Here is a 24,950-nt window from a genome sequence, read left to right as displayed (position 1 = left end):
CCGACCGGACCCGCAGTTCAGACAGACACAGACCAGAAGCATCGACGCAGAAGATCCTGACACCGGGGTAATCCGTGAAAAAGCTCTCCGCACGACGGCGCCATCCGCTGGCGGCGCTCGTCGTCCTACTCTTCGCGCTGGCGGTCACTGGGGGGCTGTACGCCGCGTTCGCGCCGGCGGACAAGGCTCAGGCCGATGACACCGCCCAGTCTCTTGCCATCAAGGAGGGCAAGAAGCTCTTCGCCGTGGGCTGCGCCAGCTGCCACGGCACCGGCGGTCAGGGCACCTCCGACGGCCCGAGCCTGGTCGGCGTGGGCGCTGCCGCCGTCGACTTCCAGGTCGGCACCGGCCGTATGCCGGCGCAGCAGCCGGGCGCTCAGGTGCCGCGGAAGAAGAACATCTACAGCCAGGCCGAGATCGACCAGCTGGCGGCGTACGTCGCGTCGCTCGGCGCCGGTCCGTCCGTGCCCAGCAAGAGCGACTACAGCAAGGACGGGGCCGACATCGGCAAGGGCGGTGAGCTCTTCCGTACCAACTGTGCCCAGTGCCACAACTTCACCGGTAAGGGCGGCGCCCTGACCAACGGCAAGTTCGCACCGTCGCTCGACGGGGTCGACCCGAAGCACATCTACGAGGCCATGGAGACCGGCCCGCAGAACATGCCTTCGTTCGGTGACGGCTCCCTCTCCAAGGCCAACAAGAAGGACATCGTCGCGTACCTCGGTGAGGTCAACGGCGACAAGACCGCGAGCCCTGGCGGCATGGACCTCGGTGGTCTCGGCCCGGTCAGTGAGGGCCTCTTCGGTTACATCTTCGGCCTGGGCGCGCTGGTCGCGGTCGCCATCTGGGTCGCAGCCCGGACTACGAAGGCCAAGAAGTCATGAGTGAGACTGGACGACACGCAGACGTGCCAGAAGAGAACCTTCCCAGTGGGCGGGACGACGCTCACGGTGCCGTGGCGACGAAGGACAACCCCTTCGCCGACCCGGGGCTGCCGCCCCACGAGCACCGCATCCAGGACATCGACGAAAGGGCGGCCAAGCGCTCCGAGCGCACCGTGGCGCTGCTCTTCACGGTGTCGATGCTCGCGACGATCGGCTTCATCGCCTCGTACGTGATCTTCCCGATCGACAAGATCATCTACGTCTGGCCGCTCGGCCACATCAGCGCGCTGAACTTCGCGCTGGGCCTGACGCTCGGCGTGGCGCTGTTCTGCATCGGCGCCGGCGCGGTCCACTGGGCCCGCACGCTGATGTCGGACGTGGAGGTCGCCCAGGAGCGGCACCCGATCGAGGCCGAGCCCGAGGTCAAGGCCAAGGTCATGGCCGACTTCCGGGAAGGCGCCGCGGAGTCCGGCATGGGCCGCCGCAAGCTGATCCGCAACACCATGTTCGGCGCGCTGGCCCTGGTGCCGCTGTCCGGTGTGGTGCTGCTGCGCGACCTGGGCCCGCTGCCGGAGAAGAAGCTCCGCACCACGGGCTGGAAGAAGGGCGTCCGCCTGGTCAACCAGTCCACCAACCTCCCGCTGCGTCCTGAGGACATCGCGGTCGGCTCGCTGACCTTCGCCAAGCCCGAGGGCCTGGAGGAGGACGACCACGAGTTCAACCAGAAGATCGCCAAGGACGCCCTGATGCTCGTGCGGATCCAGCCGCAGAACATCAAGGACAAGCAGGAACTTGAGTGGTCGCACGAGGGCATCGTGGCGTACTCGAAGATCTGCACCCACGTCGGTTGCCCGATCTCCCTGTACGAGCAGCAGACGCACCACGTGCTCTGCCCCTGCCACCAGTCCACCTTCGACCTTTCCGACGGTGGCCGCGTGATCTTCGGTCCGGCCGGCCACGCCCTGCCGCAGCTGAACATCACGGTGAAGGACGGCTACCTCGAAGCCGTCAGCGACTTCGCGGAGCCCGTCGGCCCGAGCTTCTGGGAGCGCGGATGAGTAACGAGACGAGCGCGACCAACGCGCGCCGCGGCCAGGCGCCGCGGGGCGAGCGGATCGCCGACTGGGCGGACGGCCGGCTGGGCATCTACAGCCTCGCCAAGTCCAACATGCGCAAGATCTTCCCGGACCACTGGTCCTTCATGCTGGGTGAGATCTGCCTCTACAGCTTCATCATCATCATCCTGACCGGCGTCTACCTGACGCTGTTCTTCCACCCGAGCATGGCCGAGGTCGTCTACCACGGCTCCTACGTGCCCATGCACGGCATCCGGATGACGCAGGCCTTCGAGTCGACGCTGGACATCAGCTTCGACGTCCGCGGCGGCCTGCTGATCCGGCAGATCCACCACTGGGCCGCGCTGGTGTTCGTCGCCGGCATGATGGTCCACATGATGCGGGTGTTCTTCACCGGCGCCTTCCGCAAGCCGCGCGAGGTCAACTGGCTGTTCGGCTTCCTGCTGCTGGTGCTCGGCATGTTCACCGGCTTCACCGGCTACTCGCTCCCGGACGACCTGCTGTCCGGTACCGGTGTCCGGTTCATCGAGGGTGTCATCCTGGCGATGCCGCTGATCGGCTCGTACCTGCAGATGTTCATCTTCGGCGGGGAGTTCCCCGGCCACGACATCATTCCGCGGTTCTTCTCGATCCACGTGCTGCTGCTGCCGGGCATCATGCTCGGCCTGCTGGTGGCGCACCTGATCCTGGTCTTCTACCACAAGCACACCCAGTTCCCGGGTGCCGGCAAGACCGAGAAGAACGTGGTCGGCATGCCGCTGCTGCCGGTCTACATGGCCAAGGCCGGAGGCTTCTTCTTCCTGGTCTTCGGTGTGATCTCGGTGATCGCCGCGATCGCCACCATCAACCCGGTGTGGGCCATCGGTCCGTACCGTCCGGACCAGGTGTCCACCGGCGCCCAGCCCGACTGGTACATGGGCTTCGCCGAGGGTCTCGTCCGTGTCATGCCCGGCTGGGAGTGGACCATCGCCGGTCACTACACCGTCAACTTCGGTGTGCTGATCCCGATCATCATCTTCCCGCTGGTCCTGGCGGCCATCGCGGTCTACCCCTTCATCGAGTCCTGGGTCACCGGCGACAAGCGTGAGCACCACCTGCTGGACCGCCCGCGCAACGCCCCGACCCGTACCGGCTTCGGTGTGGCCTGGCTGATCGCGTACCTGGTGATGCTGGTCGGTGGTGGCAACGACCTGTGGGCCACCCACTTCCACCTGTCGATCAACTCGATCACCTGGTTCGTCCGGATCGCGTTCTTCGTCGGCCCGGTGCTCGGCTTCATCGTCACCAAGCGGATCTGCATGGGTCTGCAGCGGCGCGACCGCGACAAGGTGCTGCACGGACGCGAGTCCGGCATCATCAAGCGGCTGCCGCACGGTGAGTTCATCGAGGTGCACGAGCCGCTCAGCCAGGAGCAGCTGCACGCCCTCACCCAGCACGAGCAGCCCAAGCCGCTCGAGATCGGCCCCGAGGTCGACGAGAACGGCGTCAAGCGCAAGATCAAGCGCTCGCAGAAGCTGCGCGCCAAGCTCTCCAAGAGCTACTACGGCGAGGACAACTACATTCCGAAGCCGACGGTGGAGGAGTACCAGGAGATCACCAGCGGCCACGGCCACCACTGATCTCCACGGGGCCAGGTCTGCACACCGGGCCGACCCCGAGCACGTAGCAAAGAACGCCACCCAGAGGGCCCTGTCCGAGCACCGGACAGGGCCCTCCGGCGTTGCACCGGGCCCGATAGGCTCGACCGAAGCAGTTGGGACGAACCAGGAGTGTGGACCATGAACGTTGTGACCCCGGATGGCGGCGGCAGCGTGGCGGCCCGCACCTGGCCGGGCGTGCTGAACGCCCTCCTCGAAGGCCGTGACCTCTCCGCCGACTCCACCGAGTGGGCGATGGACCGGATCATGCGCGGCGAGGCCAGCGACGCGCAGATCGCCGGCTTCGCGGTGGCCCTGCGCGCCAAGGGCGAGACCGTCGCGGAGATCTCCGGACTGGTCCGCGCGATGTACGAGCACGCCAACCTCATCGAGGTACCGGGCCCCAGCGTGGACATCGTCGGGACCGGCGGCGACGGCGCCAAGACCGTCAACATCTCCACGATGTCCTCGGTCGTGGTCGCCGGCACGGGCGCGAAGGTCGTCAAGCACGGCAACCGCGCCGCGTCCTCGGCCAGCGGCGCGTCCGACGTCCTGGAGAAGCTGGGCGTGAACCTGGACCTGACGCCGCGCCGGGTGGTGGAGGTCGCCGAGGAGGCGGGCATCACCTTCTGCTTCGCGGTGAAGTTCCACCCGGCGCTGCGGCACGTGGGTGCGGCGCGCGGCCAGCTGGGGATCCGGACCGTCTTCAACTTCCTCGGTCCGCTCACCAACCCGGCCCGGGTCCGGTCCCAGGCGGTCGGGGTGGCCGACGCCAGGATGGCGCCCATCGTCGCCGGCGTCTTCGCCGAGCGCGGGCACTCGTCCCTGGTCTTCCGCGGTGACGACGGCCTCGACGAGCTGACGACGACCACCACCTCCCGGGTCTGGGTGGTGCGCGACGGCGCGGTCCGCGAGGAGTCCTTCGACCCGCGGGACGTGGGCATCGGCCTGGTCCCCGTAGAGGCGCTGCGCGGTGCGGACGCCTCCTACAACGCGGACGTCGCGCGCCGTCTGCTGGCTGGTGAGACGGGCCCGGTACGGGACGCGGTACTGCTGAACTCGGCGGCGGCGCTGGTCGCGCTGGAGCCGACGGACGCGCCGCTCACGGAGCAGATCGCGGCCGGGATCGCCCGGGCCGCCGAAGCGATCGATTCCGGGTCGGCCCAGCGCGTCCTGGAGCGCTGGGTGACCGTCTCGCAGGCGTAACCCGGAGGCGCAGGCGACCCCGCGCCCCGCTAAGGGCGCGGGGAACTGCGCGACAAGCCGCAACGGCGCCGCACCCGGCAACGGGGAGACGACCCTCCCCGGCGGCCGAGGGGTGTCCGCATCCCGGACGCCCCTTGCGGCTCCGCGATCATGTGGCATGATTCTCGCCAGGTCACGAGTGACAGCGATCAGGCCCCGGCTTGCTGTCCGGCAACCCTCCGTCCGTGGCGGGGTGCCCCGGGTGATGACCAGGCCGCAGGCAGCAAGGCCCGCGGCAAGCGCGGATCCCTCGCCAGGGATCCTGGTTATCGAGGGAGCTCTTCCGTGATGCAGCGAATGCGATAGGGCCGGTCGGCCCCTTTTTCCCACACCCCGCCTGTGGCGCCCCTCTGTACGCGTCGTACGAGGTTCATGTGCGCGCCCGCGGGTTCCTTCCACGCCCCGTGCGTGTCATTCGCCTACTCCGTACGTTCGTACGGTTTTACGCCTCCGGGAGACTCCGCCATGTCCGTGCGCGCTGAAACCGCCATCCCCTCCGCCGACGCCGACCCCGCCTGCACCGCCGCCGCGCCGCTGCCGGTCCTCGGCCGTGACGTGCGCGTCCCGCTCGTCACCGGCGGCGAGGTCACCTACGCCGCGCTGGACTACGCCGCCAGCGCCCCGGCCCTGCAACGGGTGTGGGACGACGTGGCCGCGTACGCGCCGTACTACGGCAGCGTGCACCGCGGCGCCGGGTACCTCTCCCAGCTCTCCACCGACCTCTTCGAGAACAGCCGGAAGACGGTCGCGGAGTTCCTGGGGTGCCGCGAGGCGGACCAGGTGGTCTTCACCCGGTCCACGACCGACTCGCTCAACCTGCTGGCGGGCGTGCTCCCCGCGGGCACCCGGGTGTTCGTCTTCGAGACCGAGCACCACGCGTCGCTGCTGCCCTGGGAGCAGCGGGACGATCTGACCGTCACCTATCTCGACGCGCCGAGCTCCCCGCGGCAGGCGGTCGACACGCTGGAGAAGGCGCTCGCCACGCGTGAGCCCTACGGCCCGGCCCTGGTGTGCGTGACCGGCGCGTCGAACGTGACCGGTGAGCTGTGGCCGGTACGTGAACTGGCGGCCGCGGCCCACGCGCACGGCGCGCGGATCGTCCTGGACGCGGCCCAGCTCGCCCCGCACCACCCCGTCGACATCGCCGGCCTGGACGTGGACTGGGTGGCCTTCTCCGGCCACAAGCTCTACGCGCCCTTCGGGGCCGGCGTGCTGGCCGGCCGCGCCGACTGGCTGCAGGCGGCCGAGCCGTACCTGGCCGGCGGCGGCGCAAGCCGTACGGTCGCGCGCCGGGAGGACGGGGGAGTGGCGGTCGAGTGGCACACCACGGCCGCCCGCCATGAGGCCGGTTCCCCGAACGTGATCGGCGTGTACGCGATCGCCTCCGCCTGCAAGGCGCTGACCGAGGCGGGCTTCGACGCGCTGGTCGCGCGGGAGCGGCAGCTGATCGCGAAGGTGCGGGCCGGGTTGGCCGAGGTGGCGCAGGTGAAGGTGCTCTCGCTCTTCGGCGACGACGCCGCCCGGGTGGGCGTGCTGTCCTTCGTCGTCGAGGGCTGGAACAGCTCGCACTTCGCTGCCGCGCTGTCCGCGGAGTACGGCATCGGCGTACGGGACGGACTCTTCTGCGCCCACCCGCTCGTGCGGACCCTGCTGGGCAGCGACCCGCAGGACCCGGGGGAGTGCGGCGCGCCGGACGCCCGGCCGGGGGAGCGGTCGCTGAACGCCATCCGGGTGAGCTTCGGGGCGGGGACGCCCGATGAGCACGTGGAGCGGTTCGTACGGGCGGTCAAGGAACTCGTCACCGAGGGCGCGCGGTGGTCCTACCGGACCGAGGAGGGGCGCTGCGTCCCGGACCGCGGCGCGGCGGTCTGAGACCACGGACGACGGACGGCGGGGTCCCTGCGGGGCCCCGCCGCGGCGTTGCGCGTCAGGCGTCCAGCCCGATCGCGAACGCCGCTTCCAGGTCGTGCTGAGAGTACGTGCGGAACGCGATGTGGGTCTCGGTGGAGGCGACGCCGGGGACCTTGCTGATCCGGCCGGGGATGACGTCGGCCAGCTCGTCGTGCTCGGCCACCCGGACCATCGCGATCAGGTCGTGCGCGCCGGTGACCGAGTAGACCTCGCTGACGCCGTCGAGGGCCGCGATCTTCTCGGCGATCTCCGGGATCTGGTCCACGCTGGTCTTGATGAGCACGATCGAAGTGATCACGGTTGGCTCTCTCCCTCGGTCGGCCGTTCTGTGGGCCCCACCCTACCGGGGAGCCCCGGCGCGGCCTGCGGTGGAGCGTCCGGTACGCGGTAGCGGACCCAGGCGTACCCGAAGCCCAGCAGGAAGCCCACGACGTGGGCCAGGTAGGCGACGCCGGGGCCGCTCGCCGCGCGCTGCGCCGCCAGCCACTGGAGCACGAACCAGAAGAGCAGCACCGCCCAGGCAGGGAAGCGCAGCGGCAGGAAGAAGAGGAACGGGAAGAGGCTGGTCACCCGCGCCCGGGGGAAGAGATAGAGGAAGGCGCCGAGCACGCCGGAGATCGATCCGGACGCGCCGACCAGGGTCTGGCCCGAATCGGCGTGCGCCGCCGCGTAGCCCAGCAGGGCCACGTAACCGGTCAGGACGTAGAAGACCGCGAAGTGCAGCCGGCCCGTCCTGGCCTCGGCCATGCCCCCGAAGACGTAGAGGAAGAGCATGTTGCCCAGCAGGTGCAGCCAGCTGCCGTGCACGAAGAGCGCGGTGAGCGGGGTGAGCAGCGCCTTCGGGTCGCCGCTCCACAGGTCGCGGGGGATGACGCCCCAGCGGGCGAAGTACGCGCTCTGTGCCTGCAGGAGCGATTCGCCCGTGCCGTGTATCCCGTTCAGCCCCGACGCCGGGCCGATGACGAAGACCACGCAGCAGATGCCGATGAGGACGTTGGTCGTACGGGAGAACACGGTGCGCAGGGACGGGGGCGAGGCCGACATGAAGTGATCATGCCGTAATAGCCACAAAGGGGACAGAGTGCCTCGCCGTGTTCCGGCAGCCGGGCGCGGACGGCGGCGGGCCGCCGCCAGGCCGTAGGGTTACGGGCAGTACTTTCCGTACTTCCGCAGTTCGACGGCGCACCGCGTGAATCCGCACGACCGCACGACGCTTGACGAAAGAGGACGAGAGAATGGCTGTTCCCCTGCCGACGGCCGAAACCCGGTGGCGCTGCACGCTGTGCGGCAACCTCACGCGTTTCGACGTGACCCGCCGGTCCAAGGTGGTGGAGTACGTCCACCTCGACCTGGCCGGTGAGCCCAAGGTCGAGGAGCGCGAGGTGCTCAGTGAGAGCATCGAGTCCGTCCGCTGCCGCTGGTGCAACGCGGTCGACCAGATCGAGCTGGTGGACCGGCCCGGCGCGGACGCCTGAGATCGGAGCGGTGCAGCAGTGGTGGAGCGTCCAGCAGGGCATGAGGGGGAAGAGCGCGACCCGGAGGCCGGTGCGGCCGACGAAGTGCTCGACCGTCCCCTGCCCGAGGGCGTGCGGCGCCGTGTCGTGGCGCTCACCGCGGAGTCCTTCGGCGGCCTGACGGTCGCCGAACTCCCGCCACCACTGCGCCAGTACGCCCGCTTCACGCCCTCCCGGCGGGTGAAGTTCGCGGGCAACGCGATGGCCGCGGCCCTGGAGAGCGATCCGGTCTTCCGGCAGCGGATCGCGGCCCGGCTCCGCGAGACCCAGCGGGAACTGGCCGACGCCCTCCAGCAGGGCACCCCGCCCGCCGCCGCCGACCCGCAGGACGTCGCGGCGGCGGCGTACGTTCTGCGCCCGCCGGGCTGGGTGAAGCTGGTCGCCGCTGCGGGCGAGGAGGTCCGGCGCGCCGACGAGCTGCGGGCCGACGAGGAGGCCGAGCGGGAGCTCGCGCGGCTGCGGGAGGAGCTGGCCGAGGCACGGGCGGCGGCCCGTACCGAGGCCGACAAGGCCAGAGGCGACCTCGAAGCGGCGCGCAAGGAGAACGACGTGCTCCAGCGCAAGCTGCGCAGCGCGCTCAGCGACGTCAAGCGCGCCCAGGCCGCGGCGCGCAAGGCGGAGGCCGAGACCGAGTCGCTGCGCTCGGCGGCGGCCACGGAGAAGGCGACCGCCGACAGCGAGATGCGCCGGCTGAAGGCCCGGGTCGCGGAGGCGGAGTCGGCGCTGGAGGCCGGCCGCCGTGCCGCGCGCGAGGGGCGCAGCGTGGAGGACATGCGCCTCCGGCTGCTGCTGGACACCGTGCTGGACGCGGCTCAGGGGCTGCGCAGAGAACTGGCGCTGCCGCCCGCCAACGTCCACCCCGCCGACACGGTCGACGCGGTGGAGCCGGGCCGGATGACGCCGAAGGACGTCGCCAACCGCGCGCTGTCCGACATGGATCCGCAGTTGCTGGACCAGCTCCTGGCGCTGCCCCAGGCCCACCTCGTGGTGGACGGCTACAACGTCACGAAGACCGGCTATCCGACGATGCCGCTGGACAAGCAGCGGCTGCGGCTGCTGGGCGGCCTGGCCGTACTGGCCGCGCAGACCGGTGCGGAGATGACGTGCGTCTTCGACGGTGCCGAGCTGGCGGCGCCGGTGCTGCTCGCCCCACCACGGGGCGTAAGGGTTCTTTTCAGCAAACCGGGCGTAACGGCCGATGAGTTGATTCGTCAGCTCGTACGGGCCGAACCGCCGGGGCGTCCGGTCGTGGTGGTCTCCACCGACCGCGAGGTGGCCGACGGAGTGGCGAAGGCGGGGGCCCGTCCCGTCGCATCGGCCCTTCTCCTCAAGCGACTTGCCCGTACCTGAGCGCGCGTGGAGCGCTGTGCGCGCCGTGTGGGATAGAACACTCCGGCTGCCTTTTCCCGGTGTCTGAGCGTCAATTCCCTGCTACAGGCGGTGCGCTATTGGTAAAGGATGCGCGTGTGACCAACTTTTTTCCCGTGAAGATTTGAAGCGATCACAACTCGGTTACTAAGGTCAGGCCTCGAACCTTCATGCAGTTGATCATCCAACCGGGATGAACAGTGAAGGAACCGCCGAGTCCGCGGCGTTCACGCGGAGCCGGGGACCCCAGTTCCCCCCACCACCCGGTAGGCGGCTGAAGGAAGAAGGAGCTCGCCCCCGTGGCGTCCCACCGTCGACCCAAGCAGCCGAGCCGCACGCGCGTCACCGTGTTCACCGCGACCGCCGCTGCGGCAGTCGCCCTCTCCTCCCAGGCCGCCCAGGCCGCGCCGAAGCCGACCAAGGAAGAAGTCAAGTCCGAGGTCGACAAGCTCTACGAGCAGGCGGAGCAGGCCACCGAGAAGTACAACGGGGCCAAGGAGGACCAGCAGAAGCTGCAGAAGGAGGTCGACCGCCTCCAGGACAAGGTCGCCCGCGGACAGGAGGAGCTGAACAAGCTCCGCAAGGGCATCGGTGCCGTGGCCTCGGGACAGTACCGCAGCGGCAGCATCGACCCCTCGGTGCAGCTCTTCCTCTCCGGTGACCCGGACACCTATCTGGAAAAGGCCTCCACGCTCGACCAGTTGAGCGGCAAGCAGGCCTCGCAGCTGAAGATCATCGCGGACAAGCAGCGCACCCTGTCCCAGGAGCGCGAAGAGGCCGCGGACAAGATCAAGGACCTCGCCGACACCCGCAAGGCGCTGGGCGACAAGAAGGACGAGATCCAGGGCAAGCTCAGCAAGGCCCAGAAGCTGCTCAACACCCTCACCGCGGAGGAGCGCGCCGAACTCCAGAAGAAGGAGGAGCGCGCCAACCGCGCCAACAGCCGCGTCGACCTGGGCAGCGCCGTCCCCAGCTCCCAGCGTGCCGCCGCCGCCCTCGCGGCCGCGAAGACGAAGATAGGATCGCCGTACGTCTGGGGCGCCACCGGCCCCTCCTCCTTCGACTGCTCGGGCCTGACCTCCTGGGCGTACCAGCAGGCCGGCCAGTCGCTGCCGCGCACCTCGCAGGCGCAGGCGTCCGCCGGCACCCAGATCGGCCGTGACCAGCTCAAGCCGGGCGACCTGGTGCTCTTCTACAGCGACCTGCACCACATCGGCCTGTACGCGGGCAACGGCCAGGTGCTGCACGCGCCCAAGCCGGGCGCCGCGGTGCGTTTCGAGGCCATGGACAACATGCCCTTCATGTACGGCGTCCGCGTCTGACGCGGTACGCCTTCGCGAGGCCGGACACACCTTCCGTGTCCGGCCGTTCGCGGTTCCGGAGCCGGGACGCGGCTGACGCTGCGTGACCGGGGCGTGCCGACACGCCGGAGAGCGCCCGGACGCGCCGCCCGATCGGGCGAATTGCGGCAGTAGCCGCTGACTTACCGCCTCGCCGGTGACCTGCACGGTCAACGTCGAGGCGGATTTTTGTGCGGGGTCCGGGGTCTTTGGCCGGGATGTACCGGCGCGATTACTGTCTGCCCTCGCAGCCGCCGGTCACCGACCGCCCGCCCCGGGCGGCAGGGGCTGCACGGGAAGGGAGAGCGGCCTCACGTGGCGTCCCACCGCCGTTCCTCGCAGGCCGGTCCGCAGGGCCCGGCACGGATCACGCTGATGTCGGCCGCGGCCGCGGCCACCGCCGCACTGACCGCGGTCCCCGCCGCCGCGGACCCCGGCACCGACCGGACCGCCGGCCGCGCGGAGCTCACCTCGCGCGTCGACGCGCTCTACGCCGAGGCCGAGCGGGCCACCGAGAAGTACAACGGCGCCAGGGAACGCACCGCCGAGCTGCGCGACCAGGTGACCGTGCTCCAGGACCGCACGGCCCGCGCCCAGGAGCGGGTGAACCGGCTGCACGACCGGCTCGGCGCGATGGCCGCCGCCCAGTACCGCTCCGGCGGCGTGGACCCCTCGCTCGCCCTGATGCTCTCCGCGCACCCGGCCGACTACCTCGACAAGGCCCAGATCCTGAACCGGCTCGGCACCGCACATGCCGGGCGGCTGAACAGCCTGGTGGACGCCGAGCGGGTGCTGAACAAGCAGCGCCGCGAGGCGGCCGGCCGGCTGGCCCGGCTGGAGGAGTCCCGCCGCGCCGTCGCCCGCCACAAGCACGCCGTCGAGCGTAAGCTCGCCGCCGCCCGGCGGCTGCTCGACGCGCTGCCCGCGCGGGACCGGGCGGAGTACACCCGGGCCTCACGCGGCCCGCGGTCCGGCTCGCTCCCGGAGCCGCCCGAGCTGCCGGCGCTCTCCGGCCGCTCCTCGCTGGCGGTGGCCGCCGCGCGGTCCGCGGTCGGCGCGCCGTACGTCTGGGGCGCGTCCGGGCCGAGCTCCTTCGACTGCTCCGGGCTGATGCAGTGGGCGTACGCCAGGGCCGGGGTCTCGCTGCCACGCACCTCGCAGGCGCAGCGGTACGCCGGACGCCAGGTGCCGCTGTCCCAGGCCCGCCCCGGCGACCTCGTCATCTACCGTTCGGACGCCAGCCACGTCGGGATGTACGTGGGCAACGGACAGGTCGTGCACGCCCCGCACCCGGGCGCGCAGGTGCGCTACGACCCGGTCGGGATGATGCCGGTGGCCGGGGTGACCCGGGTCTGATCTCCCGCGGCGGCCGTCCCGGCTGTGCCGCACGCTCGATCCGGTGACCGTCGGCCGGATGTTGCCCGTCCGTATCCGCTCACGCATACGATTTGCCGCGTGGCGGAAAAGCAGCGGCCGTACCGGCGGCACTCGGCGGTGACCTGGGCGGCGGGCGGCCTGGCCCTGCTGCTGGCGGTGCTCACGGGCTGCGGGGGCCCGGCCACCGAGCGGACCGGGCCCGCGGCCGTGCAGCGGCTGCTGGACGCCCGCGCCGCCGCCGTCCGCGACGGCGACGCCGACGCTTTTCTGAAGTCCGTCGATCCGAGCGCCGAGGGCTTCCGCGACCAGCAGCGGCGGATGTTCGCGAACCTGCGCGGCGTGCCGCTCGCCGACTGGCGCTACCGCGTCGTGCGGACCGGCGCCTTCCCGCTCCCCGGTGCCACGGGCGGCGGCCCCCGGATCGCCGCCGAGGTCCGGCTGAGCTACCGCCTCGCCGGGTACGACACCGTGCCGGTCACCGCCGTCCAGTACCTCACCTTCACCCGGCGTGACGGGCACTGGCGGCTCAGCTCGGACACCGACGGCGCGGCCGACGGGAAACGGACGGCGCGCCAGCTGTGGGACCAGGGCCGGGTCCGGCTGGTGCGCGGCGAGCACAGCCTGGTGCTGGGCACCGGCCAGTCCGCAGTGCGCCTGCGCGAGCTGGCCCGGCGCGCGGACGCCGCGGTGCCCGCCGTCACCGACGCCTGGCCGGGCCGCTGGTCGCGCGAGGTGGTGGTCGAGGCGCCGGACTCCGTGCGCCGCATGGCCGAACTGCTGGGCTCGCCGGACGACTCCGCGTACGAGGGGATCGCGGCCGTCACCACGGGCGAGGCGGGTGCCTCGGCCCGCGCCCCGGCGGACCGGGTCATCGTGAACCCCGAGGCGTACGGGGAGCTGAGCGACCTCGGCCGCCGGGTCGTCCTCACCCACGAGACCACGCACGTCGCGACCCGTACCGTGACGACGGCCGCCACCCCGCTGTGGCTCTCCGAGGGGTTCGCCGACTGGACCGCGTACCGCACCGCGCACCGCTCGCCGCGGGCCGCCGCGCCCGAACTGACCCGCGCGGTGGCCGCCGGCCGGCTGCCGGAGCGGCTGCCGGCCGCCGCCGACTTCGGCTTCGACGCGGGCGCCGACCGGCTGAACCGCGCGTACGAGGGCGGCTGGCTGGCCTGCCGGATGATCGCCGACACGTGGGGTGAAGGCCGCTTGGCGGCCTTCTACCGGGCGATGGCGAAGGCCCCGGAGGGGCCGGAGGGCCTCGACCGCACCCTGCGCACCGAACTCCACCTCTCGGCGTCGGACTTCACGTCCAAGTGGCGGGCATACGTACAGGACGTCCTGGCCTGAGCCCCGTGACCACGACGGTGAGTCGCCGGGTCACCGGCCACACCCGGTACTGTCGCACCCGATGGACAAGACCCTGATCGTCACGAACGACTTTCCGCCCCGTCCGGGTGGCATCCAGGCCTTTCTGCACAGCATGGCGCTCCGCCTCGACCCGGAGAAGGTCGTCGTCTACGCGTCGACATGGAAGCGCAGCGCGGACGGCGTCGCGGCCACGGCGGCCTTCGACGCAGAGCAGCCGTACCCCGTCGTCCGGGACCGTACGACGATGCTGCTGCCGACGCCCCAGGTGACCCGTCGCGCGACGGCCCTGCTGCGGGAACACGGCTGTACCTCGGTGTGGTTCGGCGCGGCCGCGCCGCTCGGCCTGATGGCGCCCGCGCTGCGCAAGGCCGGCGCGCGCCGGATCGTGGCCACCACCCACGGCCACGAGGCGGGCTGGGCGCAGCTGCCGGGCTCCCGCGAGCTGCTGCGGCGGATCGGTGAGGGCACCGACACGCTCACCTACCTCGGCGAGTACACCCGCTCCCGCATCGCGCGGGCGCTGACCCCGGCGGCCGCCGGGCGCATGGTGCAACTGCCGCCCGGCGTGGACGAGAAGACCTTCCACCCCGGCTCCGGCGGCGACGCGGTCCGCGCCCGCCTGGGGCTCACCGACCGCCCGGTCGTGGTGTGCGTCTCCCGGCTCGTGCCGCGCAAGGGCCAGGACACCCTGATCGAGGCGCTGCCGCGGATCCGGGCCGAGGTCCCGGACGCGGCCCTGCTGATCGTCGGCGGCGGCCCGTACGAGAAGGACCTGCGTGGGCTGGCGGCGGCCCGCGGCGTCCAGGAACACGTGTACTTCACCGGCGCCGTCCCGTGGGAGGAACTGCCCGCGCACTACGGGGCCGGGGACGTCTTCGCGATGCCCTGCCGCACCCGGCGCGGCGGCCTGGACGTGGAGGGCCTGGGCATCGTCTACCTGGAGGCGTCGGCCACCGGACTGCCGGTCGTCGCGGGCGACTCCGGCGGCGCCCCGGACGCGGTCCTGGAGGGCGAGACCGGCTGGGTGGTGCCCGGCGGCTCCCCGGCCGCGGCTGCCGACCGGATCGTCCCCCTGCTCCAGGACCCCGCCCTGCGCCACCGCATGGGCGAGCGCGGCCGCGCCTGGGTGGAGGAGAAATGGCGCTGGGACCTGCTCGCCGAACGGCTGCGGACGCTGCTCTGACGCGCGCCGCTGACGTACCGGCCGTGCCTGCGGCCGGCTGGGCACCGCCGGTTGTCGCCGTGGTGGTTGCCCGCCGTCGCGGCGGAGAGGATGTCCGCCGCGACGGCGAGAAGCCCCGCGGTGCGGCCCGGCGGTGCCCAACCGGCCGCTCCCACCGGCGTCGGAGAACCACCGCGCTCAGCGGTCCCGGTACAGCCCCTCGATGTCCTCGGCGAAGTCCTTCGCGACGACGTTGCGCTTGAGCTTGAGGGACGGGGTGACATGGCCCGACTCCTCGGTGAACTGGGTCGGCAGGACACGGAACTTGCGGACCGACTCGGCGCGCGAGACGGCCGCGTTGCCGTCGTCCACCGCCCGCTGTACGGCCGCCAGCAGCTCCGGGTCCTCGGCGAGCTCCTCGGCGCTCTTGCCCACCTTGCCGTGCTCGGTGGCCCAGCGCGGCAGGAACTCCTCGTCGAGGGTGATCAGCGCGCCGACGAAGGGCCGGCCGTCGCCGACGACCATGCACTCGGCCACCAGCGCGTGCGCCCGGATGCGGTCCTCGATGACGGCAGGCGCAACGTTCTTGCCGCCGGCCGTCACCAGGATCTCCTTCTTACGGCCCGTGATGGCGAGGTAGCCGTCCTCGTCCAGCGTGCCGAGGTCACCGGTGTGGAACCAGCCGTCCGAGAGCGCGTCGGCGGTGGCCTGCTCGTTGTTCCAGTACGTCGTGAAAAGGTGCTCGCCGTGCAGCAGCACCTCGCCGTCGTCGGCGATGCGGACGACCGAGCCGGGCAGCGGCTGGCCGACCGTACCGATCTTCTGCCGGTCCCAGGGGTTGAACGCGGTCGCGGCGCAGGACTCGGTGAGGCCGTAACCCTCCAGGACCGTGAAGCCGATGCCCCGGTAGAAGTGGCCCAGCCGCTCGCCCAGCGGCGCGCCGCCGGAGATCGCGTGCGTGGCGCGGCCGCCGAGCACCGCCCGCAGCTTGCTGTAGACCAGCCGGTCGAAGACCTTGTGCTTCAGCCGCAGGGCCACCGAGGGGCCCGCCGCGGTGTCCGACGCGCGGCTGTAGGCGATCGCGGTGTCCGCGGCCTTGTCGAAGATCTTGCCCTTGCCGTCGGCCTGCGCCTTGGCCCGTGCGGTGTTGTAGACCTTCTCGAAGACGCGCGGCACGCCGAGCACCATCGTCGGCCTGAACGCGGCGAGTTCGTCGGTGAGGTGCTTGATGTCCGCGACGTGGCCGAGCTTGATGGGGGCCATGACGGAGGCGACCTCGACCAGCCGCCCGAAGACGTGCGCGACCGGGAGGAAGAGGAGCACGGAGGAGTCGCCGGTACGGAAGAGGGGCCGCAGCCGCTCGACGATGTTGCCGCACTCGGCGAAGAACGCGCGGTGGCTGAGGACGCAGCCCTTGGGGCGGCCCGTCGTGCCCGAGGTGTAGACGATCGTGGCAGGGGAGTCGGCGTCGGCGAGGGCGCTGCGCGCGTCCACCTCCTCGTCCGGCATGCCGTCGCCCGCGGCGTGCAGCCGGGCTATCGCGTCCCGCTCGATCTGCCAGATGTTGGCGAGCGCCGGGAGCCGGTCGCGTACGGACTCCACCGCGGCCTCGTGCGCGGGCGTCTCCACCACGCAGGCCACCGCGCCGGAGTCGCCCAGTATCCACTGGATCTGCTCGGGCGAGCTGGTCTCGTAGACGGGGACGGTGACCGCGCCCGCGCTCCAGATGGCGAAGTCCAGCAGCGTCCACTCGTACCGGGTGCGGGACATCAGGCCGATCCGGTCACCGGGCCCGACACCGGAGGCGATCAGGCCCTTGGCCACGGCGCGCACCTCGGCGAGGAACGCGGCGGCGGTGACGTCCTGCCACTGCCCGGCGACCTTGCGGCCGATGACGGCGACATCGGGGTGCTGCGCGGCATTCCGGCGGATGAGATCCGTCAGATTGCCGTCCGCGGGGACCTCGTAAAGGGCCGGAAGGCTGAACTCGCGCAAGACTGCTGCTCCTCGGTGGCCGCCGGCGTCACCACGCTGTGCGTCAGGCCGGCTGCGGTCCATGATCAGGCAGGGGGGATTGGACTGCCCGGACGTTACCCATCGGTATGCCTTCGGGGATAGGGGGTCCCGCCCAGATGTTTTATGCGTCACACATCCTTGGGCGGCTCCCGCGGCAGCGTAGTCGAGGATTTCGGTGACTCGGAAGTAACCGCAGGTCGGCGGGGTCTCCCGGCGCCGGTCCCGGGGGCCTAATCTGAGCCGTATGCGCGTACATGTGGTCAGTGACGTACACGGCAACGCCCGGGACCTCGCCGCCGCCGGCGACGGTGCGGACGCCCTGGTCTGCCTTGGCGACCTGGTCCTCTTCCTGGACTACGCCGACCACTCGCGCGGCATCTTCCCCGACCTCTTCGGCACCGAGAACGCCGACCGGCTCGTCGAGCTGCGCACGGCCCGCCGCTTCGAGGAGGCCCGCGAGCTGGGCCGACGGCTGTGGGCCGGGCGGGACAAGCACGCCGCCATCGAAGGCGCGGTACGCAAGCAGTACGCCGAGATGTTCGCCGCCTTCCCCACTCCTACGTACGCCACTTACGGCAACGTCGATCTCCCCGATCTTTGGCCGGAGTTCGCCGGTCCCGGCACCACCGTCCTGGACGGCGAGCGGGTCGAGATCGGCGGCCGGGTCTTCGGCTTCGTCGGCGGCGGGCTGCGCACGGCGATGCGCACGCCCTTCGAGATCAGCGACGAGGAGTACGCCGCGAAGATCGAGGCGGTCGGCGAGGTGGACGTGCTGTGCACCCACATCCCGCCGGACGTCGCCGACCTGTGCTACGACACCGTCGCCCGCCGCTTCGAACGCGGCAGCCGCGCCCTGCTCGAAGCCATCCACCGCACCCGGCCGCGCTACTCCCTCTTCGGCCACGTCCACCAGCCACTGTCCCAGCGGATGCGGATCGGCCGGACGGAGTGCATCAATGTCGGGCATTTCAACGCCACCGGGACGCCGTTCGCGCTGGAGTGGTGACCTTCGCGGTGCGCCGGCACCCGCGGTGGCCCGGCCCGCGCCCGCGGACCGCGGGTCGGGGCGGCCCCCGCCGCGCGGTAGCCTTCAGCAGCAGGGGCGGACCCGGTTCCCGCACCGTCGGACACGGGCCCCCACGAGTCGGCGCACCGGCACGAATCGGTATGGAGGAGTCACGGCGATGGCCGAACACACCAGCTCAGACATCACGATCGAGGCGGCACCCGCCGTTGTGATGGGAGTGATCGCCGACTTCGACCGCTATCCGGAGTGGACCGGTGAGGTCAAGGAGGCCGAGGTCAAGGAGAAGGACGACCACGGCCGCGCCCGGCAGGTCCGGCTGGTGCTGGACGCCGGCGCCATCAAGGACGATCACACCCTCGCCTACACCTGGACCGGTGAGCACGAGGTCAGCTGGTCCCTCGTGAAGTCCCAGATGCTGCGCGCCCTGGACGGCTCCTACCGCCTGACGCCGGTGGACGGCGGGGTGCGGACGAAGGTCACGTACCAGCTCACCGTCGACGTCAAGATCCCGATGCTCGGCATGATCAAGCGCAAGGCCGAGAAGGTCATCATCGACCGCGCCCTGGACGGCCTGAAGAAGCGCGTCGAGAGCGGCGCCCCGGGCGCCTCCGACGAGGCCGCGAGCGGCTGAACGTGCGTACGGTCCTCGTCACCGGTCCCGGCGGCGCGGGCCGCACCACCGTCGCCGCCGCCACCGCCCTCGCGGCGGCCCGGCGGCAGCAGCGCGTCCTCTTCCTCACCCTGGAGGGCGGCGTCCCCGAAGCGGCGCTCGGCACGCCGCTGACCGGCGAGCCCAGCAGCCCGGCGCCCGGCCTGTGGGCCGCCAGGGTCGACACCGTCGGCCACTTCCGCCGCGAGTTCCTGGCCTTCCAGGAGCGCGCCGCCACCGCGCTCGACCTGCTCGGCGCCGCCCCGCTGGACGACGACGAACTCACCGAACTCCCCGGCGCGGAGATCTTCGCGCTGCTGCACGCGCTGCGTGCCGCGCACGAAGCGGGCGCCTGGGACCTGATCGTCGTCGACCTGCCGCCCGCCGACCGGGCCGTCCGGCTGCTGGCCCTGCCCGAGCAGGCCCGCCGCTGGCTGCGCCGGCTGCTGCCCGCCGAGCGCCAGGCGGCCCGCGCGCTGCGCCCGGTGCTGGCCCAGCTCGCCGGGGTGCCGATGCCCGCGCAGAAGGTGTACGAGACCGCCGCGCGCTGGGAAGAAGAACTGGCCGCGGTACAGGCGGTCATCGAGGATCCGGGCACGAGCGTGCGGCTGGTCGTCGAGCCCGGCCCGGCGGGCGCCGCCGACCTGCGTACCGCACGCGCCGGGCTGGCCCTCTTCGGCCACCGCCTGGACGCCGTGGTCGCCAACCGGCTGCTGCCCGCCGGCTCCGCCGACCCCTTCCTGGCCGGGCTCTCCGGCCAGCAGCAGACCGCGCTCAAGGAACTGCGGGAGGAGTTCGCCGGGGTGCCGGTGCACGAGGTGCCGCATCTGGGCCGCGATCCGCAGGGGCCCGAGGAACTGGCCGAGCTGCTCGACGGGCCGGCCGGCGGGACCGGGGGGACCGGTGAGGGGGACGCCCCGGACCTCGCCGGGACGGTGGAGGACCGGCTCGCCGAGGACGGGCTGCTGGTCTGGCGGCTGCCGCTGCCCGGTGCCGCCCGGGACAGCCTCGGCCTGGTCCGCCGCGGTGACGAACTGATCGTCACCGTCGGGCCGTTCCGGCGCATCCGTACGCTCCCCTCCGTACTGCGCCGCTGCACCGTCTCCGGCGCCGGGCTGCGCGACGGCGCGCTGCACGTCCGCTTCACCCCCGACCCCGAGCTGTGGCCGCAGGAGCGCTGACCCCGGCGCGCGGCCGTGCCGCACGCGCCGTGCACGTCGAGAATCCGTGCAGGTCCGGCCTGAGGGGCGTGTGGGTACCGCCGTTCCGGTAACGTCGAAAGAGCCCGCCCTCCGACGTACCGCCGCCAGGAGCCCGTCATGACCGATGACACCGAGCGCCCAGCCGACCGCGATTCCCGGGCGGACGACGACGCCTGGGAGCAGGCCTGCGCCGAGGACCTGGCAGCGGAGCGGGCCCGCCGGCGCGCCGAGTACGGCCGGCAGCCCGGCAGCGCCGCCGAGGAGCTGCGCAAGCTCGCCGAGGCGGTCACCGACAGGATCGCGGGCATCCAGCTGCCCGGCGCGATCGGCGGCATGGCCGCCAAGGGCGCGGTCAACCACCTCCTCCAGCAGGCCAGGGCCGCCGTCGAGCCGGTCGTCGAGCGCAACCCCGAGGTCTTCGACCACCTCGCCGCCGCCGGCTCCGAGCTGCTCGCCGCGTACCGCTCCGCCGTCGAGGCCGGCGAGCGCCGCTGGACCCGCGGCGCGGCCGACGGCCAGGACGCCACGGCCCGCGGCCCGCACGCGGACACCCCGGACGGGCCCGGCGGCGGACCGCGTGACGACGAAGGCCCGGCGGGCGCGTCCGGCAGCGAGCGGATCGACCTGGACTAGGGCCGCTCGTCCGGATCGTGCCGGGCCCCGGTTCCGGCGCCGCTCCCGGGCCCGGTCCGGGCCGCCTGCCGCACATCACGTGCCCGGCTGATGATCCATCGGCCTCCGGTCGCCCCCCGGCTCCGGTACGGTTGTCCGTTGGCGGGGTTCGACCGGAAAACTGAGGGACACATGGGACTCACCATCGGCGTCGACATCGGCGGCACGAAAATCGCGGCCGGCGTGGTCGACGAAGAGGGCACGATCCTCGAGACGTGCAAGGTGCCGACCCCGCCGACCTCCGAGGCGCTGACCGAGGCCATCGCCGACGCGGTCCGCGCCGTCGGGGCCGGCCACCAGGTGGAGGCCGTGGGCATCGGCGCCGCCGGGTACGTCGACGAGAAGCGCGCCACGGTGCTCTTCGCCCCGAACATCAACTGGCGCCACGAGCCGCTCAAGGACAACGTCGAGCAGCGCGTCGGCCTCCCCGTCGTCGTGGAGAACGACGCCAACGCCGCGGCCTGGGGCGAGTACAAGTTCGGCGCCGGCCAGGGCCACAGCGATGTCATCTGCATCACGCTCGGCACCGGCCTCGGCGGCGGCATCATCATCGGCAACAAGCTGCGCCGCGGCCGCTTCGGCGTCGCCGCGGAGTTCGGCCACATCCGGGTCGTGCCCGACGGCCTGCTCTGCGGCTGCGGCAGCCAGGGCTGCTGGGAGCAGTACGCCTCCGGGCGTGCCCTGCTCCGGTACGCCAAGCAGCGTGCCTTCGCCACCCCGGAGAACGCCGAGATCCTGCTCGGCCTGGGCGACGGCACCTCCGAGGGCATCGAGGGCCGGCACGTCAGCGAGGCCGCTCGGCAGGGCTGCCCGGTCGCCGTCGACTCCTTCCGCGAGCTGGCCCGCTGGGCCGGCGCGGGCCTGGCCGACCTCGCCTCGCTCTTCGACCCCTCCGCCTTCATCGTCGGCGGCGGCGTCTCCGACGAGGGCGAGCTGGTCCTGGACCCGATCCGCAAGTCCTTCCGGCGCTGGCTGGTCGGCAACCAGTGGCGGCCGCACGCCCAGGTCCTCGCCGCTCAGCTCGGCGGCAAGGCAGGCCTCGTCGGCGCCGCCGACCTGGCACGCCAGGGCTGAGCGCGGTGGTGGCCGAGCGCCCGGAGACCGCCGCCGGGTTCCCGCAGTCCGCGACCGAGTCCGACGGCTCCGCCGTCGTCCGGGTGCTCAGCTACAACATCCGCTCGATGCGTGACGACCGGGCGGCGCTGGCCAGGGTGATCCGGGCCTGCGCCCCCGACGTCGCGCTCATCCAGGAGGCGCCGCGCTTCTTCCGCTGGCGGAAGGCCGCGGCGGCCCTGGCCCGGGAGTCGGAGCTGGTGTACGCCACGGGCGGCGCGACCGCCTGCGGGCCGATGATCCTCACCTCGCTCCGCGCCCACGTGGAGCGCGCCGAGGACATCACCCTCCCGAAGACCCCCGGCCTGCACCGGCGCGGCTTCGCGACCGCGGTGCTGCGCATCGGGGGAGCCAGGCTCGGGGTGCTCAGCGCGCACCTGAGCCTGAGCGCGGCGGAGCGGTACGAGCAGGCGGGGCTGCTCCTGGAGCGGCTCGCGCTGCTGGACGCGCCGCACGCGGTGGCCGGCGGCGACCTCAACGACCGGCCCAAGGGCCGCAGCTTCCGGCGGCTGGCCGGGTCCCTGACGGATGCCTGGCAGGCCGCGCCGTGGGGCGGGGAGTACACCTCCACCCCGCACGATCCGCATCAGCGCATCGACGGCGTGTTCACCACCTCCGGCGTGGAGGTGCTGGCGTGCGGCGTGCCGATCGACCTCCCGGGCGTACGGGAGGCGGACCTGCTGGCGGCCACGGACCACCTGCCGGTACTGGCGGCGCTACGGGTACCGGCTGAGATCGCCCCGTAGGGGCGCCCAAGGGGCGCGGGGAACGGCGCGACCGGCCACGACGGCGGGACAGCCGTCAGACGACCGCGCCGCCCCCGGGCCGGGGATCGTCGTCCTCGTCATCGGTCTTCATACGGGCGAAAAGCGTCGCGGAGCCGCCCAGGAACCCGCCGATCCCCAGCGTGGTGATCCACCACGTCACCGGCTGCTGGAAGACCATCATCATGATGAGCAGCAGCGGGCCGCCCAGCAGCGCGATCCAGGCGAACTTGGTCGTGACGTCGGCCTGCGGCAGCGGCGGGGGCTCGGGCGGGGTGAAGTGCCCCTCGTCGTCCTCGTCGAAGTCGCCGTCGGACGGCTCGGCGGCCGACCAGTCGCGCGGCCCGACGCCCGGCGCGAACACGACGAAGCTGCCGGGCCGGTCACCGGAGGCGCCGCCGGGCCGGTCGGCGGGACCGCTCTCCGGCCGCTCGGCGGGCGGCGCGTCACCCGCCGCCTCCTCACCGGCGCCCGGCCGCGACGCCTCGGCGGCCTTCTCCCGCCCCGCTTCCAGGCTCTTCTCCGGCTCCTTGCCGAGGGACGTGTCCAGGGACTTGTCCAGCTCCTTCGCCGGCTCCTTCACCGGTCCCTTCTCCAGGCCCAGCCCCTTCTCCCAGTTCTCCAGGCCCTTCTCCAGGTCCAGGTCGGTCACCGGGCGCTCCGGCTCACCGGCCTCCGGGCGCAGCGATACCGGCGCCGACGGCCGGTCCTCCGGCGCGGGAAAGGCCGGCTCCTCGCCGTAGGAGGCCACGATCTCGGCCCAGGCGGCGTCCTCGTCGAGAGGATCGCGCGGGTCACGCTCGCCCACTGGTGGTCGTCCCCTCCCCCTTCACGGCCGGTGCGAGGCGGGCGATGAAGTCGTAGGTGTCCTCGAAGATCTGCTCCGCGTCGTGGTCCAGGGTCGCGACGTGGTAGCTGCGCTCCAGCAGCTTCTGCCGCAGGTCCTTGGACGAGACCCGGCTCATGATGCGTTCGGAGTCGGCCGGCGGCACGACGTGGTCCTGAGGGCTGGTCATCACCAGCAGCGGCTGGGTGACCTGCGGCAGCTCGGCGTCCACCAGGCGGAAGAACTGCCGTACGGAGTGCGCGGCGTGCAGCGGGACCCGGTCGTAGCCGGTCTCCATCGCGTTTGCCTGGCAGATGTCGCTGGTCAGGCCCTTGGTCGAGCGGACGAGGTGGCGCAGCACCGGCAGCAGCGGGGCCGCCGCGTCGTGCACCTTGTTCGCCGGGTTCACCACGACCAGGCCGCTGATCGCGTCGCCGTGCCGGGCGGCCAGCCGCAGCGACAGCGCGCCGCCCATGGACAGGCCGCAGACGAAGACCTGGTCGCAGCGGGCGGTCAGGGCGCGCAGCTCGCGGTCGACCTCGGCGTACCAGTCCTGCCAGGTGGTGACCTGGAGGTCCTGCCAGCGGGTGCCGTGCCCCGGCAGCAGCGGCAGCGAGACGGTCAGCCCGCGGGCCGCGAGGTACTCGGCCCAGGGGCGTACGGACTGCGGGGAGCCGGTGAAGCCGTGGCAGACGAGGACGCCGACCTGACCGCCTTCATGGCGGAACGGCTCGGCCCCGGGAAGGAGCGGCACCGGAGGACTCCGATCGGTAAAGGGGAAGCGCCGGCCTGCGGCGAGAGCTGGTAACTGCAGGGTACGCAAAGCTCAGCCGCCCGGATAGGTCCGCAGGGAAGGGTGTGCCGTGCAGGGAGCGGCCGCGGCACCACGCACGGTGAGGAGGCGGGCCGCCGCGCGGGTTAAGGTCTTTGCGTCGCACACAGAAGGAGTGGCGTTGATCTACGGCGCAATGAAGTTTTCCGTCGGCAACTCGCTGAAGCTGGCGTTCCGCCCCTGGGTCGAGGGCCTGGAGAACATCCCTGCCGAGGGGCCGGCGATCCTGGCCAGCAACCACCTGTCGTTCTCGGACTCCTTCTTCCTGCCCGCGGTGCTCGACCGGAAGGTCACGTTCATCGCCAAGGCCGAGTACTTCACCTCGCCCGGCGTCAAGGGCAAGCTGACGGCCGCGTTCTTCAAGGGCGTCGGCCAGCTGCCGGTGGACCGTTCCGGCGGCCGCGGTGCCGGCGAGGCGGCGATCAAGAGCGGTATCGAGGTGCTGGAGCGCGGCGAGCTGTTCGGGATCTACCCCGAGGGCACCCGCTCGCCCGACGGCCGGCTCTACCGGGGCAAGCCCGGCGGCCTGGCCCGGGTGACGCTGGCCACCGGCGCGCCGGTCATTCCCGTCGCGATGATCGACACGGAGAAGGTGCAGCCGCCCGGCAAGATCGTGCCGAAGATGATCCGGCCCGGCATCCGCATCGGGAAGCCGCTGGACTTCAGCCGGTACCACGGCATGGAGGGCGACCGCTTCATCCTGCGGTCGGTCACCGACGAGGTCATGTACGAGATCATGAAGCTGTCGGGCCAGGAGTACGTCGACATCTACGCGACCGCGGCCAAGCGGCAGCTCGCCGAGGCCGCCAAGAAGCAGGCCGAGGCGGAGAAGGCGGCGCGGAAGTCCGGGCCCGGCGCTCGGTAGAGCCCGGCGAGGGGGGTGGGCCAGATGACGTCCGAGGACCGGATACCCGCCGTGGCGGCGGACCCGGCGAGCACGACGGCGGAGAGCGGCAAGGGG

The 24,950-nt window shown here is 72.1% G+C and carries 23 protein-coding genes and 1 riboswitch; of the genes, 18 read left to right on the top strand and 5 right to left on the bottom strand.

Annotated elements, in window-relative coordinates; translation table 11 throughout:
• Positions 1–74 precede the first annotated feature (74 nt).
• From qcrC to AAC944_RS11140, 5 genes are all read left to right on the top strand, one after another.
• Entirely contained in the window at positions 75–884 is an 810-nt protein-coding gene (gene qcrC / locus AAC944_RS11160; protein WP_030616588.1) for a cytochrome bc1 complex diheme cytochrome c subunit, read from the top strand.
• Positions 881–1,942, top strand: coding sequence for a cytochrome bc1 complex Rieske iron-sulfur subunit (gene qcrA / locus AAC944_RS11155; RefSeq protein ID WP_030616591.1), 1,062 nt, complete (start codon positions 881–883; stop codon positions 1,940–1,942). The genes qcrC and qcrA overlap by 4 nt, the downstream gene beginning before the upstream one ends.
• Positions 1,939–3,579, top strand: a complete 1,641-nt coding sequence (gene qcrB, locus AAC944_RS11150) for a cytochrome bc1 complex cytochrome b subunit (RefSeq protein WP_030616593.1) — start codon at positions 1,939–1,941, stop codon at positions 3,577–3,579. Before qcrA ends, qcrB begins: the two co-directional genes overlap by 4 nt.
• Before the next feature lie 159 nt (positions 3,580–3,738).
• On the top strand, positions 3,739–4,803 hold the full coding sequence (gene trpD / locus AAC944_RS11145) for an anthranilate phosphoribosyltransferase (RefSeq protein WP_030616596.1): 1,065 nt from the start codon (positions 3,739–3,741) through the stop codon (positions 4,801–4,803).
• 170 nt (positions 4,804–4,973) lie between these two features.
• Positions 4,974–5,090: riboswitch (SAM riboswitch) on the top strand.
• Positions 5,091–5,307: 217 nt separating this feature from the next.
• Positions 5,308–6,714 (top strand): aminotransferase class V-fold PLP-dependent enzyme, encoded by a 1,407-nt coding sequence (locus AAC944_RS11140; RefSeq protein WP_030616599.1) that lies wholly within the window; start codon positions 5,308–5,310, stop codon positions 6,712–6,714.
• 55 nt (positions 6,715–6,769) lie between these two features.
• Here the strand turns inward: AAC944_RS11140 and AAC944_RS11135 are convergent, their stop codons facing one another.
• Complete coding sequence (locus AAC944_RS11135) at positions 6,770–7,051, bottom strand: Lrp/AsnC family transcriptional regulator (RefSeq protein ID WP_030616603.1); 282 nt, start codon at positions 7,049–7,051, stop codon at positions 6,770–6,772.
• Positions 7,048–7,797: a rhomboid family intramembrane serine protease gene (locus AAC944_RS11130; RefSeq protein WP_030616606.1), complete on the bottom strand. Its 750-nt coding sequence runs from the start codon at positions 7,795–7,797 to the stop codon at positions 7,048–7,050. Before AAC944_RS11130 ends, AAC944_RS11135 begins: the two co-directional genes overlap by 4 nt.
• Before the next feature lie 191 nt (positions 7,798–7,988).
• Between AAC944_RS11130 and AAC944_RS11125 the strand changes: the two genes are divergently transcribed.
• From AAC944_RS11125 to AAC944_RS11100, 6 genes are all read left to right on the top strand, one after another.
• Positions 7,989–8,228 carry a hypothetical protein gene (locus AAC944_RS11125; RefSeq protein WP_030616609.1) on the top strand — a complete coding sequence of 80 codons (240 nt, stop codon included), beginning with the start codon at positions 7,989–7,991 and terminating at the stop codon, positions 8,226–8,228.
• An 18-nt stretch (positions 8,229–8,246) separates the two neighbouring features.
• The gene (locus tag AAC944_RS11120) at positions 8,247–9,617 is read left to right on the top strand and encodes an NYN domain-containing protein (RefSeq protein ID WP_078888635.1); all 1,371 of its coding nucleotides are present in this window, start codon (positions 8,247–8,249) and stop codon (positions 9,615–9,617) included.
• Between the two features lie 317 nt (positions 9,618–9,934).
• On the top strand, positions 9,935–10,957 hold the full coding sequence (locus tag AAC944_RS11115) for a C40 family peptidase (RefSeq protein WP_030616615.1): 1,023 nt from the start codon (positions 9,935–9,937) through the stop codon (positions 10,955–10,957).
• Between the two features lie 333 nt (positions 10,958–11,290).
• Entirely contained in the window at positions 11,291–12,331 is a 1,041-nt protein-coding gene (locus tag AAC944_RS11110) for a C40 family peptidase (RefSeq protein WP_030616618.1), read from the top strand.
• 99 nt (positions 12,332–12,430) lie between these two features.
• Entirely contained in the window at positions 12,431–13,705 is a 1,275-nt protein-coding gene (locus tag AAC944_RS11105; protein ID WP_107054168.1) for a hypothetical protein, read from the top strand.
• 61 nt (positions 13,706–13,766) lie between these two features.
• Positions 13,767–14,909 carry a glycosyltransferase family 4 protein gene (locus tag AAC944_RS11100; protein WP_030616623.1) on the top strand — a complete coding sequence of 381 codons (1,143 nt, stop codon included), beginning with the start codon at positions 13,767–13,769 and terminating at the stop codon, positions 14,907–14,909.
• 177 nt (positions 14,910–15,086) lie between these two features.
• Here the strand turns inward: AAC944_RS11100 and AAC944_RS11095 are convergent, their stop codons facing one another.
• On the bottom strand, positions 15,087–16,883 hold the full coding sequence (locus tag AAC944_RS11095) for an AMP-dependent synthetase/ligase (protein WP_030616626.1): 1,797 nt from the start codon (positions 16,881–16,883) through the stop codon (positions 15,087–15,089).
• A gap of 265 nt (positions 16,884–17,148) precedes the next feature.
• On the opposite strand from AAC944_RS11095, the gene AAC944_RS11090 reads away from it, so the two are divergent.
• From AAC944_RS11090 to AAC944_RS11065, 6 genes are all read left to right on the top strand, one after another.
• Positions 17,149–17,910, top strand: coding sequence for a metallophosphoesterase family protein (locus tag AAC944_RS11090; protein ID WP_030616630.1), 762 nt, complete (start codon positions 17,149–17,151; stop codon positions 17,908–17,910).
• 178 nt (positions 17,911–18,088) lie between these two features.
• Positions 18,089–18,562: an SRPBCC family protein gene (locus AAC944_RS11085; RefSeq protein ID WP_030616633.1), complete on the top strand. Its 474-nt coding sequence runs from the start codon at positions 18,089–18,091 to the stop codon at positions 18,560–18,562.
• Positions 18,563–18,564: 2 nt separating this feature from the next.
• On the top strand, positions 18,565–19,761 hold the full coding sequence (locus AAC944_RS11080; protein WP_030616636.1) for an ArsA family ATPase: 1,197 nt from the start codon (positions 18,565–18,567) through the stop codon (positions 19,759–19,761).
• Positions 19,762–19,899: 138 nt separating this feature from the next.
• Positions 19,900–20,415: a DUF5304 domain-containing protein gene (locus AAC944_RS11075; protein ID WP_030616638.1), complete on the top strand. Its 516-nt coding sequence runs from the start codon at positions 19,900–19,902 to the stop codon at positions 20,413–20,415.
• Positions 20,416–20,586: 171 nt separating this feature from the next.
• Positions 20,587–21,528 carry an ROK family glucokinase gene (locus AAC944_RS11070; RefSeq protein ID WP_030616641.1) on the top strand — a complete coding sequence of 314 codons (942 nt, stop codon included), beginning with the start codon at positions 20,587–20,589 and terminating at the stop codon, positions 21,526–21,528.
• 8 nt (positions 21,529–21,536) lie between these two features.
• Complete coding sequence (locus AAC944_RS11065) at positions 21,537–22,313, top strand: endonuclease/exonuclease/phosphatase family protein (RefSeq protein ID WP_030616645.1); 777 nt, start codon at positions 21,537–21,539, stop codon at positions 22,311–22,313.
• 55 nt (positions 22,314–22,368) lie between these two features.
• On the opposite strand, the gene AAC944_RS11060 is transcribed toward AAC944_RS11065, so the two are convergent.
• Both AAC944_RS11060 and AAC944_RS11055 read right to left on the bottom strand, forming a co-directional pair.
• A complete protein-coding gene (locus AAC944_RS11060) occupies positions 22,369–23,139 on the bottom strand; it encodes a hypothetical protein (protein WP_030616647.1) in 771 nt (256 codons plus the stop codon).
• Positions 23,126–23,911 carry an alpha/beta hydrolase gene (locus AAC944_RS11055; RefSeq protein WP_030616650.1) on the bottom strand — a complete coding sequence of 262 codons (786 nt, stop codon included), beginning with the start codon at positions 23,909–23,911 and terminating at the stop codon, positions 23,126–23,128. The genes AAC944_RS11060 and AAC944_RS11055 overlap by 14 nt, the downstream gene beginning before the upstream one ends.
• A 214-nt stretch (positions 23,912–24,125) precedes the next feature.
• On the opposite strand from AAC944_RS11055, the gene AAC944_RS11050 reads away from it, so the two are divergent.
• Positions 24,126–24,854 (top strand): lysophospholipid acyltransferase family protein, encoded by a 729-nt coding sequence (locus AAC944_RS11050; protein WP_030616653.1) that lies wholly within the window; start codon positions 24,126–24,128, stop codon positions 24,852–24,854.
• Positions 24,855–24,950: the final 96 nt, after the last annotated feature.

It is taken from the genome of Streptomyces sclerotialus, assembly GCF_040907265.1.
Lineage (GTDB): Bacteria > Actinomycetota > Actinomycetes > Streptomycetales > Streptomycetaceae > Streptomyces > Streptomyces sclerotialus.
Note: the sequence above shows the minus strand (reverse complement) of the source record. Positions and strands in the feature narration are given on the sequence as shown.

What these genes read in the sequence shown, in the direction of transcription:
- trpD (WP_030616596.1), top strand. Translation starts at nt 3,739, where the DNA reads ATGAACGTTGTGACCCCGGATGGCGGCGGCAGCGTGGCGGCCCGCACC.
- AAC944_RS11130 (WP_030616606.1), bottom strand. Translation starts at nt 7,797, where the DNA reads ATGTCGGCCTCGCCCCCGTCCCTGCGCACCGTGTTCTCCCGTACGACC.
- qcrA (WP_030616591.1), top strand. Translation starts at nt 881, where the DNA reads ATGAGTGAGACTGGACGACACGCAGACGTGCCAGAAGAGAACCTTCCC.
- AAC944_RS11140 (WP_030616599.1), top strand. Translation starts at nt 5,308, where the DNA reads ATGTCCGTGCGCGCTGAAACCGCCATCCCCTCCGCCGACGCCGACCCC.
- AAC944_RS11100 (WP_030616623.1), top strand. Translation starts at nt 13,767, where the DNA reads ATGGACAAGACCCTGATCGTCACGAACGACTTTCCGCCCCGTCCGGGT.
- AAC944_RS11075 (WP_030616638.1), top strand. Translation starts at nt 19,900, where the DNA reads ATGACCGATGACACCGAGCGCCCAGCCGACCGCGATTCCCGGGCGGAC.
- AAC944_RS11050 (WP_030616653.1), top strand. Translation starts at nt 24,126, where the DNA reads ATGAAGTTTTCCGTCGGCAACTCGCTGAAGCTGGCGTTCCGCCCCTGG.
- AAC944_RS11085 (WP_030616633.1), top strand. Translation starts at nt 18,089, where the DNA reads ATGGCCGAACACACCAGCTCAGACATCACGATCGAGGCGGCACCCGCC.
- AAC944_RS11125 (WP_030616609.1), top strand. Translation starts at nt 7,989, where the DNA reads ATGGCTGTTCCCCTGCCGACGGCCGAAACCCGGTGGCGCTGCACGCTG.
- qcrB (WP_030616593.1), top strand. Translation starts at nt 1,939, where the DNA reads ATGAGTAACGAGACGAGCGCGACCAACGCGCGCCGCGGCCAGGCGCCG.
- AAC944_RS11070 (WP_030616641.1), top strand. Translation starts at nt 20,587, where the DNA reads ATGGGACTCACCATCGGCGTCGACATCGGCGGCACGAAAATCGCGGCC.
- AAC944_RS11090 (WP_030616630.1), top strand. Translation starts at nt 17,149, where the DNA reads ATGCGCGTACATGTGGTCAGTGACGTACACGGCAACGCCCGGGACCTC.